Source organism: Ruegeria sp. YTSA105, from assembly GCF_059610225.1.
This window is the reverse complement of the sequence record NZ_JBXWNE010000003.1, coordinates 191905-209891: the sequence shown is the minus strand read 5'-3', so window position 1 is coordinate 209891 and position 17987 is coordinate 191905. Positions and strand designations below refer to the sequence as shown.

The 17987-nt window shown below is 59.3% G+C and carries 18 protein-coding genes; 9 read left to right on the top strand and 9 right to left on the bottom strand.

The window, feature by feature from the left end:
- Positions 1-35 precede the first annotated feature (35 nt).
- The 3 genes from rsmI to gshB are packed head-to-tail and all read left to right on the top strand — an operon-like array spanning position 36 to position 2262.
- On the top strand, positions 36-893 hold the full coding sequence (gene rsmI, locus AC2FH2_RS05835) for a 16S rRNA (cytidine(1402)-2'-O)-methyltransferase (RefSeq protein ID WP_496823134.1): 858 nt from the start codon (positions 36-38) through the stop codon (positions 891-893).
- Between the two features lies 1 nt (position 894).
- Entirely contained in the window at positions 895-1269 is a 375-nt protein-coding gene (locus AC2FH2_RS05830; protein WP_142635564.1) for a YraN family protein, read from the top strand.
- Positions 1270-1329: 60 nt separating this feature from the next.
- On the top strand, positions 1330-2262 hold the full coding sequence (gshB, locus tag AC2FH2_RS05825) for a glutathione synthase (RefSeq protein WP_281972526.1): 933 nt from the start codon (positions 1330-1332) through the stop codon (positions 2260-2262).
- Here gshB and AC2FH2_RS05820 read toward each other — a convergent pair.
- From AC2FH2_RS05820 to cobU, 4 genes are read right to left on the bottom strand one after another with little or no spacing between them, the layout of a single operon-like run.
- Positions 2259-3770 carry a YifB family Mg chelatase-like AAA ATPase gene (locus AC2FH2_RS05820; RefSeq protein WP_496823133.1) on the bottom strand — a complete coding sequence of 504 codons (1512 nt, stop codon included), beginning with the start codon at positions 3768-3770 and terminating at the stop codon, positions 2259-2261. The genes gshB and AC2FH2_RS05820 overlap by 4 nt on opposite strands.
- A gap of 45 nt (positions 3771-3815) precedes the next feature.
- The gene (locus AC2FH2_RS05815; protein ID WP_496823132.1) at positions 3816-4700 is read right to left on the bottom strand and encodes a glutathione S-transferase N-terminal domain-containing protein; all 885 of its coding nucleotides are present in this window, start codon (positions 4698-4700) and stop codon (positions 3816-3818) included.
- A gap of 58 nt (positions 4701-4758) precedes the next feature.
- Entirely contained in the window at positions 4759-5337 is a 579-nt protein-coding gene (locus AC2FH2_RS05810; RefSeq protein ID WP_281972524.1) for a histidine phosphatase family protein, read from the bottom strand.
- Positions 5334-5855, bottom strand: a complete 522-nt coding sequence (gene cobU, locus AC2FH2_RS05805) for a bifunctional adenosylcobinamide kinase/adenosylcobinamide-phosphate guanylyltransferase (protein ID WP_271948371.1) — start codon at positions 5853-5855, stop codon at positions 5334-5336. The genes AC2FH2_RS05810 and cobU overlap by 4 nt, the downstream gene beginning before the upstream one ends.
- 100 nt (positions 5856-5955) lie before the next feature.
- Here cobU and AC2FH2_RS05800 point away from each other — a divergent pair, with 100 nt between their 5' ends.
- From AC2FH2_RS05800 to AC2FH2_RS05775, 6 genes are all read left to right on the top strand, one after another.
- Entirely contained in the window at positions 5956-6834 is an 879-nt protein-coding gene (locus AC2FH2_RS05800; protein ID WP_271948369.1) for an RNA polymerase factor sigma-32, read from the top strand.
- Positions 6831-7646, top strand: a complete 816-nt coding sequence (locus AC2FH2_RS05795; RefSeq protein WP_496823131.1) for a ChaN family lipoprotein — start codon at positions 6831-6833, stop codon at positions 7644-7646. Before AC2FH2_RS05800 ends, AC2FH2_RS05795 begins: the two co-directional genes overlap by 4 nt.
- 63 nt (positions 7647-7709) lie before the next feature.
- The gene (gene coaBC, locus AC2FH2_RS05790) at positions 7710-8906 is read left to right on the top strand and encodes a bifunctional phosphopantothenoylcysteine decarboxylase/phosphopantothenate--cysteine ligase CoaBC (RefSeq protein ID WP_496823130.1); all 1197 of its coding nucleotides are present in this window, start codon (positions 7710-7712) and stop codon (positions 8904-8906) included.
- Positions 8907-8921: 15 nt separating this feature from the next.
- Positions 8922-9377: a dUTP diphosphatase gene (gene dut, locus AC2FH2_RS05785; protein ID WP_496688939.1), complete on the top strand. Its 456-nt coding sequence runs from the start codon at positions 8922-8924 to the stop codon at positions 9375-9377.
- Entirely contained in the window at positions 9377-10420 is a 1044-nt protein-coding gene (locus AC2FH2_RS05780) for a HesA/MoeB/ThiF family protein (RefSeq protein ID WP_281972520.1), read from the top strand. Before dut ends, AC2FH2_RS05780 begins: the two co-directional genes overlap by 1 nt.
- Before the next feature lie 59 nt (positions 10421-10479).
- Positions 10480-12495, top strand: coding sequence for a M3 family metallopeptidase (locus tag AC2FH2_RS05775; RefSeq protein WP_496823129.1), 2016 nt, complete (start codon positions 10480-10482; stop codon positions 12493-12495).
- Here AC2FH2_RS05775 and AC2FH2_RS05770 read toward each other — a convergent pair.
- Genes AC2FH2_RS05770 through mreC form a run of 5 tightly spaced genes read right to left on the bottom strand, consistent with a single transcriptional unit; the run spans position 12492 to position 17953 of the window.
- Positions 12492-13424, bottom strand: a complete 933-nt coding sequence (locus tag AC2FH2_RS05770) for a 2-hydroxyacid dehydrogenase (protein ID WP_281995379.1) — start codon at positions 13422-13424, stop codon at positions 12492-12494. The two genes, AC2FH2_RS05775 and AC2FH2_RS05770, sit on opposite strands and share 4 nt — an antisense overlap.
- 15 nt (positions 13425-13439) lie before the next feature.
- The gene (gene rodA, locus AC2FH2_RS05765) at positions 13440-14579 is read right to left on the bottom strand and encodes a rod shape-determining protein RodA (protein WP_281995378.1); all 1140 of its coding nucleotides are present in this window, start codon (positions 14577-14579) and stop codon (positions 13440-13442) included.
- A complete protein-coding gene (gene mrdA, locus AC2FH2_RS05760; RefSeq protein ID WP_271948353.1) occupies positions 14576-16525 on the bottom strand; it encodes a penicillin-binding protein 2 in 1950 nt (649 codons plus the stop codon). Before mrdA ends, rodA begins: the two co-directional genes overlap by 4 nt.
- Positions 16525-17058: a rod shape-determining protein MreD gene (locus tag AC2FH2_RS05755; RefSeq protein WP_271948352.1), complete on the bottom strand. Its 534-nt coding sequence runs from the start codon at positions 17056-17058 to the stop codon at positions 16525-16527. The genes mrdA and AC2FH2_RS05755 overlap by 1 nt, the downstream gene beginning before the upstream one ends.
- On the bottom strand, positions 17051-17953 hold the full coding sequence (mreC, locus tag AC2FH2_RS05750) for a rod shape-determining protein MreC (protein WP_281972515.1): 903 nt from the start codon (positions 17951-17953) through the stop codon (positions 17051-17053). The genes AC2FH2_RS05755 and mreC overlap by 8 nt, the downstream gene beginning before the upstream one ends.
- Positions 17954-17987 lie beyond the last annotated feature (34 nt).

Genomic DNA, 17987 nt, shown 5'->3' with positions numbered 1-17987 from the left:
CGCGATAATAGACGTCACGCTGTGAGGGTCCAGCTTTGAATTTTCAAAAAGTCAAATTGGGCACGGGCCTGTATTTTGTTGCCACTCCGATCGGGGCGGCGCGCGACATTACGCTCAGGGCGCTAGACGTGTTGGCGTCGGCGGACATGATTGCCGCCGAAGACACGCGCAGCCTGCGCCGGTTGATGGAGATTCACGGCGTTCCGCTCGAGGGCCGCCGCATTCTTGCCTATCACGATCACAGCGGTGCAGGCGCCCGCGGCAAAATCCTGGACGCGCTGGCTGAGGGGAAATCGGTGGCTTATGCGTCCGAGGCCGGGATGCCGCTGATCGCGGACCCGGGATACGATCTGGGACGACAGGCGGCCGAGGCGGGGCACACTGTCACCTGCGCGCCGGGGCCGTCCGCCGCGCTGATGGCGCTGACGCTGGCCGGTTTGCCGACGGATGCCTTTTTCTTTGCGGGGTTTTTGCCCAATGCCTCAGGCGCGCGCCGGACGCGGATCGAGACGCTGCGAGATGTGCCTGGGACGTTGGTATTTTATGAATCTCCGAAACGTGTGGCGTCCTGTCTGTCGGATCTGGCCGAGGTTCTAGGGGAAAACAGGCAGGCCGCGATGTGCCGCGAATTAACCAAGAAATTCGAAGAAGTTCGGCGCGGGTCGCTGGCAGAGCTGGCAGAAGAATTGGCGAGTCAGACGGTCAAAGGCGAAATTGTTCTGCTGGTAGACCGTGGGGCTTCGGAAACTGTTAACGATTCAGACATAGAAGAGGCTTTGATACGCGCCCTGGAAACTCATTCAGTACGCGATGCGGCGGATTTGGTGTCGCAGATGTATAAACTGCCGCGTCGACCGATCTATCAGAAGGCGCTGAATCTCGGGAAAGGGTAAGATGACCTCACGCAGCACTGTCCGAAGTTCGGTTTCTTATCATGCGGGTCAGGCGGCGGAACAGCAGGTTGCGGCAGATTACGAGCGGCGGGGATATTCCATAGCACATCGCCGTTGGCGCGGGGCAGGGGGCGAGATTGATCTGATCGTCCGCAACGGCGATGGATTGGTTTTCGTCGAGGTCAAGAAAAGCACAAGCTTTGAGATGGCTGCTGCCCGGATCAAACGGCGCCAGATGGACCGTATCTGTGCCTCGGCTGCCCAATTTCTGGAAGGGGAACCCAACGGCCAGCTGACAAATGTTCGGTTTGATGCGGCTTTGGTGGATGCGTTCGGCGCGGTGCAAATCATCGAAAACGCCTTTGATCAGGTCTGACCCCATTGAACCCCCGGCCTGGCTGGGCCATGTATCTGGCGTGAAACTGAGGGACACGCCATGAAAATTGCCTTTCAGATGGACCCGATCGGGGCCGTGGATATCAATGCCGACAGCTCATTCCGTCTGGCCGAAGAGGCACAGGTGCGCGGGCATACGCTGTTCTTCTACAGCCCTGACAAACTGGCTTATCAGGAGGGCCGGATCACGGCCCGCGGCCACGATATGACGGTGCAGCGCGTGGCTGGAAACCCGGCAGAATTGGGGCCCGAGCGCGAGGTTGATCTGGCCGAGTTCGACGTGGTCTGGCTGCGTCAGGATCCCCCGTTTGACATGCACTATATCACTTCTACCCACCTGCTGGACCGGCTTAAGGGACAGGCGCTGGTGGTAAATGATCCATTCTGGGTTCGGAACTATCCCGAAAAACTCCTGGTGCTGGATTTCCCTGATCTGACGCCACCGACAACCATCGCCCGCGATCTGCAGACGATTAAGGCGTTCAAAGAAAAGCACGGCGATATTATCCTGAAACCGCTTTATGGAAATGGCGGTGCGGGGGTGTTCCGGTTGGATGGCAACGACCGGAACCTGACATCTTTGCACGAATTGTTCACCGGGTTTTCGCGCGAACCTCTGATCGTTCAGAAATTCCTGCCCGATGTCAGCAATGGCGACAAACGGGTCATTCTGGTGGACGGTCAGGCTGTGGGTGCAATCAACCGTGTTCCCGCCAAAGGTGAAACACGATCCAACATGCATGTGGGGGGACGGCCCGAAAAGGTTGGTCTGACGGATCGCGATCTTGAGATTTGCGCAGCCATTGGACCTTTGTTGAAGGAAAAAGGGCAGGTTTTTGTTGGTATCGATGTAATCGGCGATTACCTGACCGAGATCAACGTGACTTCGCCAACCGGAATTCAGGAATTGGAACGGTTTGATGGCGTGAACATCGCAGAAAAGATTTGGCAGGCCATCGAAGCCAGGCTTTAAGATTCAATATTGGCGCTGATGCGAAAGCTCAGCGCCTCGGCCACATGGGGTCTTCGGACATCTGATGCGCCGTCCAGATCGGCGATGGTGCGCGCGACCCGCAAGATGCGGTGAAAGGCGCGCGCTGACAAACCAAATTTCTCAGCCGCTTTCAACAGCAGCTCTTTTCCTTCGGCATCCGGCGCGGCGATTTCTTCCAGCACATTGCCCTCAACATCCGCATTCTGGCGCGCGGACGTTCCAGTGTATCTTTGCGCTTGAACCGCACGCGTCTGCTCGACACGCGCGGCAACCGTGGCCGAACTGTCCCCGGATGGAGGCAGGTCAAGGTCGGTGAACCCGACCGGAGGCACCTCGATCCTCAGGTCGAACCGATCTATCAGCGGACCTGATATGCGCCCCAGATAATCCTCGCCGCAGACCGGCGCACGCGAGCAGGCCCGCGCCGGATCTGTCAGGTAGCCGCATTTGCAGGGGTTGGCGGCGGCAACCAGCATAAAGCGGCAGGGATATTTCACATGCGCATTGGCACGTGCAATCATGACTTCTCCGGTTTCGATGGGTTGGCGCAGTGTTTCCAGAACGGTTCGTGGGAATTCGGGAAATTCATCCATGAACAAAACCCCGTTATGGGCCAATGAGATTTCTCCTGGTTTGGCTCCTTTCCCTCCACCAACAATGGCCGCCATCGATGCCGTATGATGCGGCTCGCGAAATGGTCTGGTGCGGCTGATGCCGCCTTCGTCAAGCAGGCCGCACAGGGATTGGATCATCGAGGTTTCAAGCGCCTCGGTCGGTGTCAGCGGCGGCAATATCCCCGGCAGGCGCGCGGCCAGCATGGATTTCCCGGACCCCGGCGTGCCGATCATCATCAGGTGGTGCCGCCCTGCGGCGGCAATCTCCAACGCGCGTTTCGCCCGCTCCTGCCCTTTGACATCGCGCAGGTCGCGGGTGCTGGGGGAAAGGTTGACCTCGCCGGGCAGCGCAGCGGGCAAAGGGGCTTGGCCCGAGAAGTGGCGGACAACATCGCCCAAAGATTCAGCGCCGATCACCTGAGTAGCGTCAACCCAAGCCGCCTCGGCGCTGGAGGCCCGAGGGCACAGCAGGGTTCGGTCCTCGGCCGCGGCGGTCATCGCGGCAGGAAGCGCCCCGACAACAGGCACAAGAGACCCGTCCAGTGACAATTCCCCCAGTGAAACGGCCCCTTCAGCCGCGTCCTTGGGAATGATTTCCAGGGCTGACAGCAGAGCCACCGCAATGGGCAGGTCGAAATGGCTGCCTTCTTTGGGCAGGTCAGCGGGGGATAGGTTGATGGTGATACGCTTTGACGGCAGGGCAATGGCCATCGAGCTTAGCGCGCTTCGGACGCGATCGCGGGCCTCTGAAACTGCTTTGTCGGGCAGGCCGACGATGGAAAAGGCAGGCAACCCCGGTGAAACCGCGCATTGCACCTCGACCGGGCGGGCGTCGACACCTTGAAAGGCAACTGTATGAGAACGAGCGACCATGAACGACCTGCTTGGTTAACAGGTCGTTACTGGCACGCCGCCGGTTTAGGAATCGTTAACGGCGCTGACCATTTGAGTGAATTTCGGCCATGCCTCCGGATCGGCGAGGGTTTTGTCGCGGCAGAACCGATTGCAGAATCCCCAGCGCTGACCGTCCAGGTCCAGAAAATCTGTGACGGGCTCTCCGGAATAGGGGCAGGTCTGGTTGACCGAGGGGCCGCTCTGGGCGGCCACAGCAGACGATGCCCCGCCGATTGGCCAGGGATCCGATTGAAGGTCCAGCGAATACGGGAAAGGGTCGTACTGGACTGTCAGACCCATCGCACGCCACTGCCTGACAACCGGATCCGACAGGAGGGTCAGGCAATAGTCCCGGTTGGCGTCCGAAACAGGCAGCCCATAACCGATGATCCGCGCGGCAACGGGCGTGTAAAACACATCCACCAAAGAATATGTACCGAACAAAGGGCCGGTGTTCGCCCCAGACACTTGGCGCGCATGATCCCAAAGGGTTTCGATCCGGCGCAGGTCAGCAAGCGTTTCGGCCGCCGGTTCGAAACCCTTCCAACTATGAAGCAGCTGCATCGCGCATTCCCCGCGGAGGGCTGAAAACCCGACCACCATCTCGGTGCAAAGCCACCGTGCAGTGGCGCGGGCAGCCGCGTCAGAGGGCCACAATCCGACCTGTGGGTAGCGCTCAGCCAAGGTCTCGGCCATGGCAAGGCTTTCACCAACCACAGTTCCGTCTGGCAGGCGCAGAGCAGGCACCAGACGCGCCGGGAACAGGGGTTTCATATCCTCGGCCATAGTGCCTGAATAAAGGCCGATCATGTGGTTTCGATAGGGCAGGTCGAACTTTTCCAGCATCAACCAACCACGCAAGGACCAACTGGAAAACAGGCGGTCTCCGATAAACAAATCATAGGTCATGGGTCTAGGATGACTCAGGCTATTCAATCCGTAAAATAGAGATTTGTGCGCGGCCTGGTCACGGGCAGTGATTGATCCGACCGACCGACCAACCGTCGCCGTGATGAGTAATCTCAGTCACGGAAAGATTGTCGATCCGGTGGCCGAAAGCCTCTTGCGCGTCCACATCCATGGCACGCTGGACCTGTGTCAGGATGACGCCGAAATGGGCAACAATGATCAGGTCCTGGCCGGTGTGATCGCCAATCAACCTGTCAATAACCGCGTTGACGCGGGCTCGGACTTCATTCCAGCTTTCGCCGTTTGGCGGGCGAACTTCACCGGGATTGTCCCAGTAGGCGAAGGTTAGTTCGGGGTCTTCGGCCTCGATTTCCTCGAACCCGCGCAATTCCCAACTGCCAAAATTGATCTCTCGCAGGTCGGGGTGGTGGGGCAGGCGGTGCCGGGTGCCCTGTACCGCCGAAGCCGTGTCAACGGCACGGCACAGGTCGGATGAGATCAACAACCCGTTGGCCGGCAAGTAGCTTTTTAGCCGGCCAATGGCGGCGTGGTCGCTTAGGTCAGCAGGCAGATCGGACCAGCCGACCATGGTTTTGGCATGGGTCGGACCGTGCCTGACTAGATGCAGACGCGTCATGGCAGTTGCCCTTTCAATACCACAGGAAGCCCGGCAGTGACCTGAACCACCAGATCAGCCTGCGCGGCGAGCGCGATGTTCAGGCGGCCTTGCGCCTCGCGGAATTGGCGAGACAGGGCGTTGCCCGGGACGATCCCGTGGCCAACCTCGTTCGAGACGATGACGACCGGGGCAGGACAGTCTCGTAACGCATCAAGCAGTGCTGTCTGGGCCTGCTGCAGGTCGTGTTCCGCCAGCAGGTGATTGGTTAGCCACATGGTAGCACAATCTATCAGACAGATCTGATCCGGGGTCAGCTCGGCCAGCGTTGCGCCAAGGTCCAGGGGGGCCTCGATCGTGTCCCAACCGCTGCCGCGCTGTGAAACATGGCGCTTAACCTTATCGCGCATCTCATCATCAAACACTTGTGATGTGGCCAGATAAACGCGGCTTTTCCCTGATAAAACAACAAGTTGCTCGGCGAATGCCGACTTTCCTGAGGCTGCTCCGCCCAGCACAAAGGTTAAATCCGAACCCACGATCATTACCTTTTAAGTGATCCACCTGGTGTTGTTCTGCGTATCGACCATGGGTCGGCAAGGCAAGCCCGGGCCGCGCCAGCGAAAAAGGGAGATTTCCATGGCACTGGACAGCGCAAACGATTTCTCGATGTCGCGCAGGGCGATGAAGGCCGAGTTACTGGATGCAGAAACCGAGTTGAAGCTGGCCTATGCCTGGCGCGACCAGCGCGATGAAAAGGCGCTGCACCGGTTAATCACCGCCTATATGCGACTGGCAATTTCGATGGCGGCCAAGTTCAAACGTTATGGCGCGCCGATGAACGATCTGATCCAAGAGGCCGGATTGGGTCTGATGAAGGCCGCTGACAAATTTGACCCGGATCGCGGGGTTCGGTTCTCGACCTATGCCGTCTGGTGGATCAAGGCGAGTATCCAGGACTATGTAATGCGAAACTGGTCAATGGTTCGGACCGGGTCCACCTCTGCCCAGAAATCCCTGTTTTTCAACATGCGTCGCGTCCAGGCCCGGCTTGAACGCGAAGCGGCCACTGATGGGATGGCGCTGGACCGTCACCAGTTGCACCAGATGATAGCAGCCGAGATCGGTGTTCCGTTGCGCGACGTTGAGATGATGCAAGGCCGGCTGGCAGGGTCGGATTTCTCGTTGAACGCTGTGCAATCCACGGATGAAGACGGGCGCGAATGGATCGACGCGTTAGAGGATGAACGGGAACAGGCCGCTGAAACCGTTGAAAACAAGCACGACACCGAACAGTTGCGCGAATGGTTGGTGATGGCGATGCAGGCCCTCAACGACCGAGAGCGCTTCATCGTGCGCGAACGCAAGCTGCGTGAACCGGTGCGCACACTGGAAAGCCTGGGTCAGGAACTGGGCCTGTCGAAAGAGAGGGTGCGTCAGCTTGAAGCCGCGGCTTTTGTAAAAATGCGTAAGAACCTTGAAGCTCAATCGCGCGAGGTGCAACACTTCATCGCATGAAACAGATTGCGATTCTGATGTGTACGCTGATGGTTATGGCTGGGTCCGGTCATGCCGATGACCTGATCCCTGACGATGTTACGGCCGCGATGCGAATGGCAGACGTTGTTTTGTTGGGCGAAACCCATGACAATCCTCGCCATCATCTGGTTCAGGAACAGGCGATTACATTGATCGACCCCTCCGCCGTAGTCTGGGAAATGGTCACCGAGGAAGGCGCGCAGCGCCTGGCGCAAAAAGCGGCGTCCGATCCCGAAGAACTGTCACGCATCCTGCGTTGGGCGGAATCCGGCTGGCCCCCTCTCAGCCTGTATTACCCGATCTTTCAGGCCACGGATGCGCCGGTCTATGGCGCAATGGTCCCGCGTAAGGCAGCGCGTACAGCGATGGAACGTGGCGCTGCAACTGCGCTGGGCGCTGACGCAGCGCGATTTGGGTTGACCATACCTCTGTCAAAGGCGGAACAGGCGGCGCGCGAGGCTGACCAGATGGCGGCGCATTGCGATGCGCTGCCGGAAAGCGCTCTGCCGCAGCTGGTTGCGATCCAAAGGTTGCGCGATGCGGTGCTGGCACGGGCCATATTGCGTGCCGTTGACGAAACTGGTGGCCCGGTTGCCGTTATCACCGGAAATGGCCACGCGCGAAAGGACCGCGGTATTCCGACATTCCTGTCGCGTCTGCGTCCGGGTCTTATAGTGTATGTCCTGGGTCAGTCTGAAGACGGTACGATCCAAGGGGACTATGATGCAGTCATCGACAGCCCCACCGTGGACCGAGAAGACCCCTGCCTGGCCTTTCAACCGCAGAATTAACCGCTGGAACTGTCGGGCGCGCTTGCCTAATGTCGGGGCCGACCGAGACGGGAAGGGCACAACATGCTGGCATCGAAACGGATTCTGCTGATCATTGGTGGCGGTATTGCTGCCTATAAGTCACTGGATCTGATCCGGCGACTGAAGGAACGCGGCGCCGCCGTTACGCCGGTCCTGACCCGCGCAGCAGAAGAATTCGTGACACCTCTGTCTGTTGCCGCGCTGGCCGGCGAGAAGGCCTATCGCGATCTGTTCGATCTGACCGATGAGGCCGAGATGGGGCATATCCAGCTGTCCCGATCTGCGGATCTTGTCGTAGTCGCTCCGGCGACTGCGGATTTAATGGGCAAAATGGCAGGTGGGTTGGCGAATGATCTGGCCTCGACCCTATTGATGGCGACTGACACACCGGTTCTGTGTGCGCCTGCGATGAATGTCCGTATGTGGGATCACCCGGCGACGCGTCGTAATTTTGAACAGTTGCAGGCGGACGGCATTCGTTTTGTCGGGCCGAACGAAGGCGACATGGCCTGTGGCGAATATGGTCCGGGCCGCATGTCGGAACCGCTTGAGATCGTCGCCGCGGTTGAGGCATCGCTGGGCGGCGGACCGCTCAGCGGTAAACGCATTCTTGTGACCTCGGGTCCCACGCACGAGCCGATTGACCCGGTCCGCTATATCGCGAACCGCTCATCCGGGGCGCAGGGCACAGCGATTGCACGTGCTCTGTCTGCGTTGGGTGCAGAGGTTGTGTTTGTAACCGGACCTGCCGAGGTTCCTGCACCCGATGGGGTCGAGGTTGTGCGGGTTGAAACAGCCCAGCAGATGTCAGACGCGGTGGATTCAGCCTTGCCTGTCGATGCCGGGGTATTTGCCGCCGCCGTGGCGGATTGGCGGGTGGCCAGCGCGTCGGACCGCAAGCTGAAAAAGACACGCGACGGTCTTCCGGCGCTGGATTTTGCTGAAAACCCGGACATTCTGAAGCGGGTCGCCAAGCTGGACGATGGACGCCCCGCGCTAGTTGTTGGCTTTGCCGCGGAAACGGACAATGTGATCGAACATGCGACCGCCAAACGCGACCGCAAAGGGTGCGACTGGATCATTGCGAATGATGTCAGCCCGGGGACCGGGATCATGGGGGGGGCCGAAAACGCGGTGATCCTGATTTCCGACGATGGGGCCGAGGAATGGCCACGCATGGGCAAAGACGCAGTGGCCGAAAAACTGGCACGCAAGATTTCCGACGCGTTGGCCGGTTAGACAAGAGGATATCCGATGGTAGCAATTCGTGTGATCCGTGAGGACGGGGCCGACCCTTCGGTGCCCTTGCCATCTTATGAAACCACCGGAGCGGCAGGTGCGGATGTGCGTGCAAACTTGCCGGACAAGACGCCGGTCACGCTGCTGCCCGGTCAACGGGCTCTGGTTCCCACCGGACTGCGGATTGAAATCCCAAATGGGTATGAGGTGCAGGTCCGGCCCCGCTCGGGCCTTGCGCTGAAATACGGGATCACGCTGCCCAATACGCCGGGTACGATCGACAGCGACTATCGCGGCCCTCTGGGGGTGATCCTGTTGAACGCTGGGCAGGAGAGCTTTGAAATCACACATGGGGAACGTATCGCCCAACTGGTCGTCGCCCCGGTGGTGCAGGCGTCATTTGAGGCCACGGATACGCTCAGCGATACTGACCGCGGTGCAGGCGGGTTCGGTTCGACCGGGCGCGGCTGATGTTACTTGTCCTGATCATCGCCGCAGCGCTTTGGGGGCTCGGCTATCTGGCCGGCGTGTCACGCAATGCACGGATGATTTCGGTTGGGGTGTTGTTGCTGGGGGTAATCTCGGCACAGCTGGTTTTGCCCCTTGGTAACCCCCTGCGTCAGGCCACGGGTGGTTCTGCTGCGACCTGGTTGATTTTGGTTGGTACGGCGGTTCTGGTTCTGATCTATGGAAAGGGACTGAAAGCGCTGCGAAAACGCGCGGCGCCGGCCTCGAACAAGGAGCCAGCCATGCCCTCAGACAAATTCTCCGAGACCGAGCTTGACCGCTATGCCCGCCATATCGTGTTGCGCGAAATTGGTGGGCCAGGGCAGAAAAAGATGAAGCAGGCCCGCGTGCTTGTGATCGGCGCCGGGGGGCTTGGGGCGCCCGCTTTGCAGTATCTGGCTGCGGCCGGGGTCGGCACGATCGGGGTGATTGATGATGATGAGGTTGAGAACGCCAATCTTCAGCGTCAGGTGATCCACCAGGATGCGGATATCGGCATGCCCAAGGTTTTTTCGGCCCAGCAGGCCATGCTGGCGCAAAACCCGAATGTGGTTGTTCTGCCCTATCACCGCCGACTGACCGAAGAGGTCGCCACCGAGCTATTTTCCGATTTTGACGTCATCCTGGACGGAACTGATAACTTCGACACGCGCTATTTGGCCAATCGCACGGCGGTCGCGTTGGGTAAGCCGCTGATTTCGGGGGCTCTGTCGCAATGGGAAGGCCAGCTCAGCGTTTTCGACCCGGCCAACGATGCGCCTTGTTATCAGTGCATTTTCCCCGAGGCTCCGGCTCCAGGTCTGGCCCCGTCCTGCGCCGAGGCTGGGGTGATCGGCCCCTTGCCTGGCGTCGTCGGTTCGATGATGGCTGTTGAGGCGATCAAGGTGATCACCGGGGCGGGTCTGGCACTGAGGGGTGAGATGCTGATTTACGACGCTCTCTATGGCGAAAGCCGCAAGATTACACTGCCTCGCCGTGCAGATTGCCCCGTTTGTGGCAAAGGATAACCCCCCTGCTCTGGATCGAACGCGCCGTCGTTCTTAGGTAGGGGACAAAGGAGACTTCAATGACCAACCCGATTCTGTCCGCCTGGACCAGCGCGTTCGAAATTGCACCGTTCGACACGATATCCGACACGGATTTCGCCCCGGCCCTGGACGCGGCCATGCAGGCCCATAACGCTGAGATTGGCGCGATTGCCTCTAACCCGGAGGCCCCGACTTTTGCCAACACGGTCGAAGCGCTGGAAGCTGCAGGAGAGATGATGGACAAGGTTCTGTCTGTATTCTTCACGGTCGCGGGCGCAGACAGCAATCCCTTGCGTGAGGAGTTGCAGCGCGAATTTTCACCCAAGCTGGCCGCGCATTTCTCGGGGATTTCGTCCAACAAGGCGTTGTTTCAGCGGGTCGCCGACCTGTGGGCGCGCAAGGATGAACTGGGCCTGACGGATGAGCAGGCACGCGTTCTGATGCTGTCGCATCGCGGGTTTGTGCGCGCTGGTGCGGCGCTTGAGGGAAACGAAGACACGCGGATGCAAGAGATCAAAGCGCGGCTTGCCTCGCTGGGGACGTCCTTCACCCAGAACCTTCTTGCCGATGAGCGCGATTGGTTCATGGAATTGTCCGAAGATGACCTACAGGGGCTTCCTGATTTTGTGGTCAATTCTGCCCGGGCAGCGGGTGAGGAAAAGGGTGCAAAAGGACCGGTTGTCACCCTGTCCCGGTCACTGATCGTACCGTTTCTGCAGTTTTCACCGCGCCGGGATTTGCGCCAGAAAGCCTATCGCGCATGGACTGCCCGGGGGGCAAATGGCGGCGAGACTGACAACCGGGAAATTGCCGCCGAAATCCTGCAGTTGCGTCAGGAACGTGCAAAGCTGCTGGGCTATGAAAGCTTTGCCGATTTCAAACTGGAAACCGAAATGGCCCGCACGCCCGACCGCGTCCGTGATCTGCTGATGCAGGTTTGGGAGCCTGCCAAAACGCGCGCCAATGCTGATGCCGAAATCCTGACGCAGATGATGCAGAATGATGGGGTCAATGGGCCCTTGGAAGCGTGGGACTGGCGTTACTACGCCGAGAAACGCCGCAAGGCTGAACACGATCTCGATGAGGCGGCGCTGAAACCGTACCTGCAGTTGGATCGCATGATCGAGGCCTCTTTTGCATGCGCGAACCGTTTGTTCGGGCTGGAATTCAAGCAGTTGGACATACCGCTGTACCATCCGGACTGCCGGGCCTGGGAGGTGACACGGAACGGGCAACATATCGCGGTGTTCATTGGGGATTACTTTGCACGCGGCTCCAAACGGTCAGGCGCTTGGTGCAGCGCGATGCGCGGGCAGGCAAAGTTTCCCAAGGTGCAGGCTCCGGTCGTGATCAACGTCTGTAATTTCGCCAAGGGTGATCCGGCGCTGCTGTCTTATGACGACGCTCGGACTTTGTTCCATGAATTCGGCCATGCGTTGCACCAGATGCTGTCGAACGTGACCTATGAAAGCATCTCGGGCACCTCCGTTGCGCGCGACTTTGTCGAGCTGCCCAGCCAGCTATACGAACACTGGCTTGAAGTCCCAGAGGTTCTGGCCGAATTCGCCACTCATGCCGAAACCGGCGCGCCGATGCCGCAGGAGATGCTAAAGAAAGTGCTCAAGGCCGCCAATTTCGATCAGGGGTTCCAGACTGTAGAATATGTGGCCTCGGCGCTGGTTGATCTGGCCTTTCATGAGGGCGCAGCGCCCGACGAGCCGATGGCGAGACAGGCAGAAGTTCTGGCGGATCTGGGAATGCCCGCGGCAATCGGGATGCGCCATGCCACGCCGCATTTTGCGCATGTGTTTGCTGGTGACGGCTATAGCGCTGGCTATTACAGCTATATGTGGTCCGAGGTCATGGATTCAGACGCCTTCGCCGCGTTCGAAGAGGCGGGGGGCGCCTTTGATTCCGAACGCGCAAAAGCGCTGGAGGAAAATATCCTGTCCACCGGCGGTTCCCGCGAAGCCGAAGAACTATATCTGTCCTTCCGCGGTCGTTTGCCGGGGGTTGAGGCCCTGCTGAAGGGGCGCGGCCTTATCGCAGCCTAATATCCCAATTCGCGGTCAACGAGGTGCAGAAAAGGCTCGCCCGCCTCACCTCTGCGAATATTTTCACAGATCACCTGCGCCGATGTAACGGGGCGGGTTTCAGAGGCAATGTGAGGCGTCACCGTGACGTTTGGATGCGTCCAATACGGGTGGCTCGCAGGCAGCGGCTCGACCCGGAAAACATCCAGCGTTGCGTGACCGATCTGGCCCGTATCCAGAGCTGCCAGCAAGGCGTGATCGTCGATCAGCGGTCCTCGGCCCGGGTTGATGATATGCGCACCCTTGGGCATCAGCGACAGGGTTTCGGCGTTCAGTGTGTTTTCCGTGGCAGGCGTATCGGGCAGCAATAAAACCGCGATCTCGGCCTGTGTCAGTGCCGCACGCAACCCATCCTCACCGTGAAAGCAGGTGACCCCGGGGATGGCCTTGGCCGAGCGGCTCCAGCCGGTAACGTTGAAATTCAGTGTCGACAGCGCGCGGGCTGCGGCCTCTCCCAATGCGCCAAGGCCCAGGATGCAGACGGTTCTGTCCGAGGCCAGCGGTGGTGGATCTGGGGCCCAAACCCCATCCTGAACCGTGATGTGCCGGTCCATACCCAGATGATAGCGCAGCACGTGACCGACGACCCATTCGGTCATTCCCTGCGTCAACCCGTGGTCCACCATTCGCGCCAGCGGCACAGTCAGAGTGTCATTCTCGACGATGCTTTCGATCCCAGCCCATAGGCTGAGCACGGCCTTGAGGCGGGTGTAAGGTGCAAAATCCCGTAAGCCGCTATTGGGCGCATAGACGACGTAATCCACCTGATCTGGTTCAAACGTGGTGCCTAGCTGAAACACGACCCCGGCATTAGTCAGGTACTGTGTCATCAAGGGTTGATACACGGGCCATAGTTCGGGGCGTGCCGAGAACAGGATGTTTGCAGTCATAACGGGCCTTTCGGATCAGCGGGGGCGGTGAATATGGGCACTTTGGACGATGCCGAAAGCTGCCATCAAAACCAGCATGGCCGAACCGCCATAGCTGACCATCGGCAGGGGAACTCCTACGACTGGGGCCAAGCCCATGACCATCGACATGTTCACGGCAAAGAATAGGAAGAAGTTCAGTGCGATACCCAGCGTGACCAAAGAGGAAAACCTGTCCTTGGTTGTCAGGGCCGTAACCAGGCAGAAGATCAGGATCAGCCCATAGAGAACCAGCAGGGTGATGCCGCCGACAAATCCGAATTCTTCGGCCAGCGTCGTAAAGATGAAATCTGTGTGTTTCTCGGGCAGGAAGTTCAGGCGCGATTGTGTGCCCTGCATGAACCCGCGCCCGTTCCAGCCTCCGGACCCCAGCGCGATCTTGGATTGGGTGATGTGATACCCCGCGCCCAGCGGATCGGTGGAGGGATCAAGGAAGGTGTCGATGCGGCGGAACTGGTAATCCTTGAGCAACTGCCACTCGGTTCCGCGGCTGTTGAAGACCGTGGCGATCAGACCGACACCCGCGGCGATAACCGCAGCGAAATAGGCCCAGTGAACGCCGGCAAGAAACATCAGGCCTCCCCCCGCCGCCAGCAGCAGGATCGAGGTGCCAAGATCTGGCTGACGCAACACCATAAAGGTTGGGATCAGGATCAGGATGACAGGGATCAGAACCCAAAGGGGGCGCGACGTTTTATGCGATGGGAGCCAGTCGTAATAGGCCGCAAGCACCATCACCAGTGCTACTTTCATCACCTCTGATGGCTGCAGGCGCATGAACCCCAGGTCGATCCAGCGTTGCGCGCCCATGCCAACCGTTCCGAACAACTCGACCACCACAAGTAGAGCGATCGAGGCCAGATAAGCCAGAACCGACATATTTCGCCAGAACCAGATCGGGACCAGTGCCACAATGAACATCGCGGTTAAGCCCAACCCAAAGCGTTCCATCTGAGGTTCGGCCCAAGGGGTCCATGATCCACCCGCCACCGAGTACAGCATCAGGAACCCTGCGCTGGCCACGCTGATCAGCAGCAGGGTCAGGGGCCAGTTCATATACAGGAACTTGCGGAACCCCGATGGCGTGGATTTGACGGCATATTCAAGATAGCTCATGCGCGGTCCTTCTGGGGCGGACGCGCTTTGGGGCGGCGGTCGCCCTCCAGCCGTTTTTGCTGTTCCTTGATACGCTCACGATCGGCGGCCGGATAGGCTTCGAGTGGTGGCGTACCGTTGTACAGCGCCTGCAGCATGATATCCCGTGCAACCGGTGCCGCGGCCTTCGACCCCCCGCCGCCATGTTCCACCACGACGGCTACGGCGTATTTCGGGTTGTCATAGGGGGCAAAGCTGACGAACAGCGCGTGGTCACGGCGTTCCCACGGCAGGTCTTCGTTGCGGATAACGCCAGCCGCACGTTCTGCCTTGGTGATATTGCGGACTTGGCTGGTGCCGGTCTTGCCCGCCATACGGAACTCATCCGAGATGATACGGCTGCGATAAGCCGTGCCGCGCCGGTCGTTCGAGACCGAAAACATTGCCTTGCGGACATATTCCAGATTAGTCCGATTGACCGCGAGCGGTTCCCCCGCGCCCGAGGGTTGTTCAACCCCATTGACCGAACGCACAAGGCGTGGCGAGACCGCACGCCCAGTTGCAATCCGGGCTGTCATGACGGCTAGTTGCAGCGGTGAGGCCAGCATAAAGCCCTGACCGATTGAGGCATTGGCAGTGTCACCTACCAGCCATTCTTCGCCGTGGACACGCTCTTTCCAAGCCTGATTGGGGGCAAGCCCTGCAGCCACTGCGGACATCGGGATATCGTGTTTCACGCCCAGCCCAAAGATACGAGCCATGTCGGAGATATTGTCGATGCCTGTGCGCAGGGCAACGTCGTAATAATACACATCGCAGCTGCGTTTCAGAGACAGACCAAGATCAACTGTACCATGCCCGCCGCGTTTCCAACAATGGAACCGGCGACTGCCGACTTTCAAGTGGCCGGGGCAGTAAACAGTGTTTCCAGGACCGATGACCCCAGCCTCAAGCGCGGCCATGGCGGTGATCATCTTAAAGGTCGAGCCGGGTGGATAGGTGCCCTGTACTGTCTTGTTGGCCAACGGGCGATAGTTGTCTTGTGTCAGAGCCCGGTAATCGGCAACCGAGATTCCGCGCACAAAAAGGTTGGGATCAAAGCTGGGTGCGGAACTGATGGCTCGGATATCACCGGTCTCACAATCGATCACCACTGCTGCGGCGCTTTCACCAGCCAAACGGGCCTGAGCGTATTGTTGAAGATCGGCATCGACCGACAGTTGCAAATCGGCCCCGGCCAAACCTTCTTGACGGTCAAGTTCACGCATCACGCGGCCGGTGGCGTTCACTTCGACGCGTTTGGCGCCTGCTTTGCCGCGCAGACTGATTTCCTGTTTGGCCTCAAGCCCGACCTTGCCGATCTGAAAACGGGGAATGCGCAGAACGGGTTCCGGATCTTCTATCTGACTGAGGTCGTAATCGCTGACCGGTCCGACATAGCCGACGATATGCGCGAAATCCTCATATCTGGGATATTGCCGGGTCATCCCGACCTCGGGTGTGACACCGGGTAGGGCGGGGGCGTTGACGGCAACTTTCGAGATATCTTCCCACGTGACTTGATCGGCCAGAGTGACCGGCAGGAACGGGGCCGATCTGCGCATTTCGGTCATGGCGCGTTCGATCTCATCCTCGGTCAGTGGGATCAGTTCAGAAAGCTTGGAGATGACGGCTTCAACATCGCCCGCATCTTCGCGCACCATGACGATACGGTAGGAGGGAGAGTTTTGCCCGATGATCTGCCCGTTGCGATCGTATATTCGACCACGTGTGGGCGGGATCAGGCGGATGTTAATCCGGTTTTCCTCGGCCAACAGGCGGTATTCGTCAGCCTGATCTACCTGCATAAACCGCATCCGGGCGGCCAGACCTCCGATAAAAGCGGCTTGCAGGCCTCCAAGGATCAGCGCACGGCGTGGCAAACGTTTATAGGCGAGGCCCTGTGACTTGGGTTTGCGCTGTTTCATTACCGCCCTCCCGACAGGCCAGGGTCAGAAGGTGCGACACGATGCACACCAAAACCGTTCTGACTGAGCAGAACGATCAATGGGTAGATCCCGATTGTCAGAACCACTTGCACCACGACCATCCCCAATGCCGCTTGTTGCACGGACAGAATAGCAAGAATGACGCGATTCAGGAAAAAAACAGCTGTGATCACGACGGCAACGGTGGTCCATTCGCCCAAAAAGCCCGCGTCGCGCAACCCGGGTGTTGCGGACCGAAGATAGGCAGTACCCAACACAACAAGCGCGGCCAGCAAGCCGGGGGGACGTTGAAACAGAAGGTCGGCTGCCAGCATGATCAGGGCGACCAGCAGGGTTGGCACATATTCGGGGCGCCGCAGAACCCAGGCATAGGTCAACGCGATCAGGAAATCCGGAAACGGCCAGCGATCCGGCTGCGTGTCCAGTGGCAGCAGGTGCAGGAACAAGACCAGCAGCGCCAACAGCAGATACAGGCCACGTTTGAGCCACAGATTGGACGCGGCACTATCCATCGCCAGTCTCCGTCGGTGTCAGTGCCGCCTCGGGTTGGCGTGGGCCGACAATTCCTCCAGGGTCCTGAATAAGTGGCGCAGACTGATAGCGTAGCACTCTTAGAAATTTGAGCCGTTCAAAATCTGCAGACAGCCGCACCCGCAGGCGGCCACCCGGATCAGCGGTAATCTGACCGATCAGCAGGCCGCCAGGGAAAACGCCGCCATCCCCCGAGGTCACAACCCTGTCGCCTGGGCGCACCAGTTCGCGGTTCTCCAGAAACTCAACCACAGGCGCGGCGGTGTTGTCCCCGGCAATCAGAGCGGTCTGCCCCGACGGTTGAATCGTGGCAGGTATCGCGCTGGACGCGTCGGTCATCAGGATCACCCGTGCGGTATCTGGACCAACTCCCGAGATACGGCCGACAACGCCAATCCCGTCCATGGTGGCCCATCCATCCATAATTCCGTCACGCTCGCCCACGTTCAACAGAACCGACTGCCGGAACGGAGAACCGCTATCGGCCATGACAACCCCGGTAATATAGGTCAGGCGCGGATCGAGACGCACATTGTTTAGATCCAGAAGCCGGGCATTTTCCTGCTCAAGTTGTAGTGCGGCCTCTTTCCAGGCGCGCATCAGACGCAACTCGCTGCGCAATTCCTGGTTCTGCTCGCTCAGGCGTTGATAGCTCTGAAAATCCCGTGCCAGATTGACCGCAGCGGTAACCGGAACCATCGCCCAATCCATCGAGGGCACCACGTTGTCGACAACCTGCGCCCGAAACCGTTCGACGCGAGGGCTGTCAATGCGCCAGACCAGAAAGATGCCCAGAAGGCACAGAACCACGATCCCCAGCAACAAACGACGGAGCGGGGTGGTGTATTCATCGCGCTGTGATCGGTCCTTTGCCACAGGACTCCTTCCCGTGCTGCTCGCGCCCGAATGT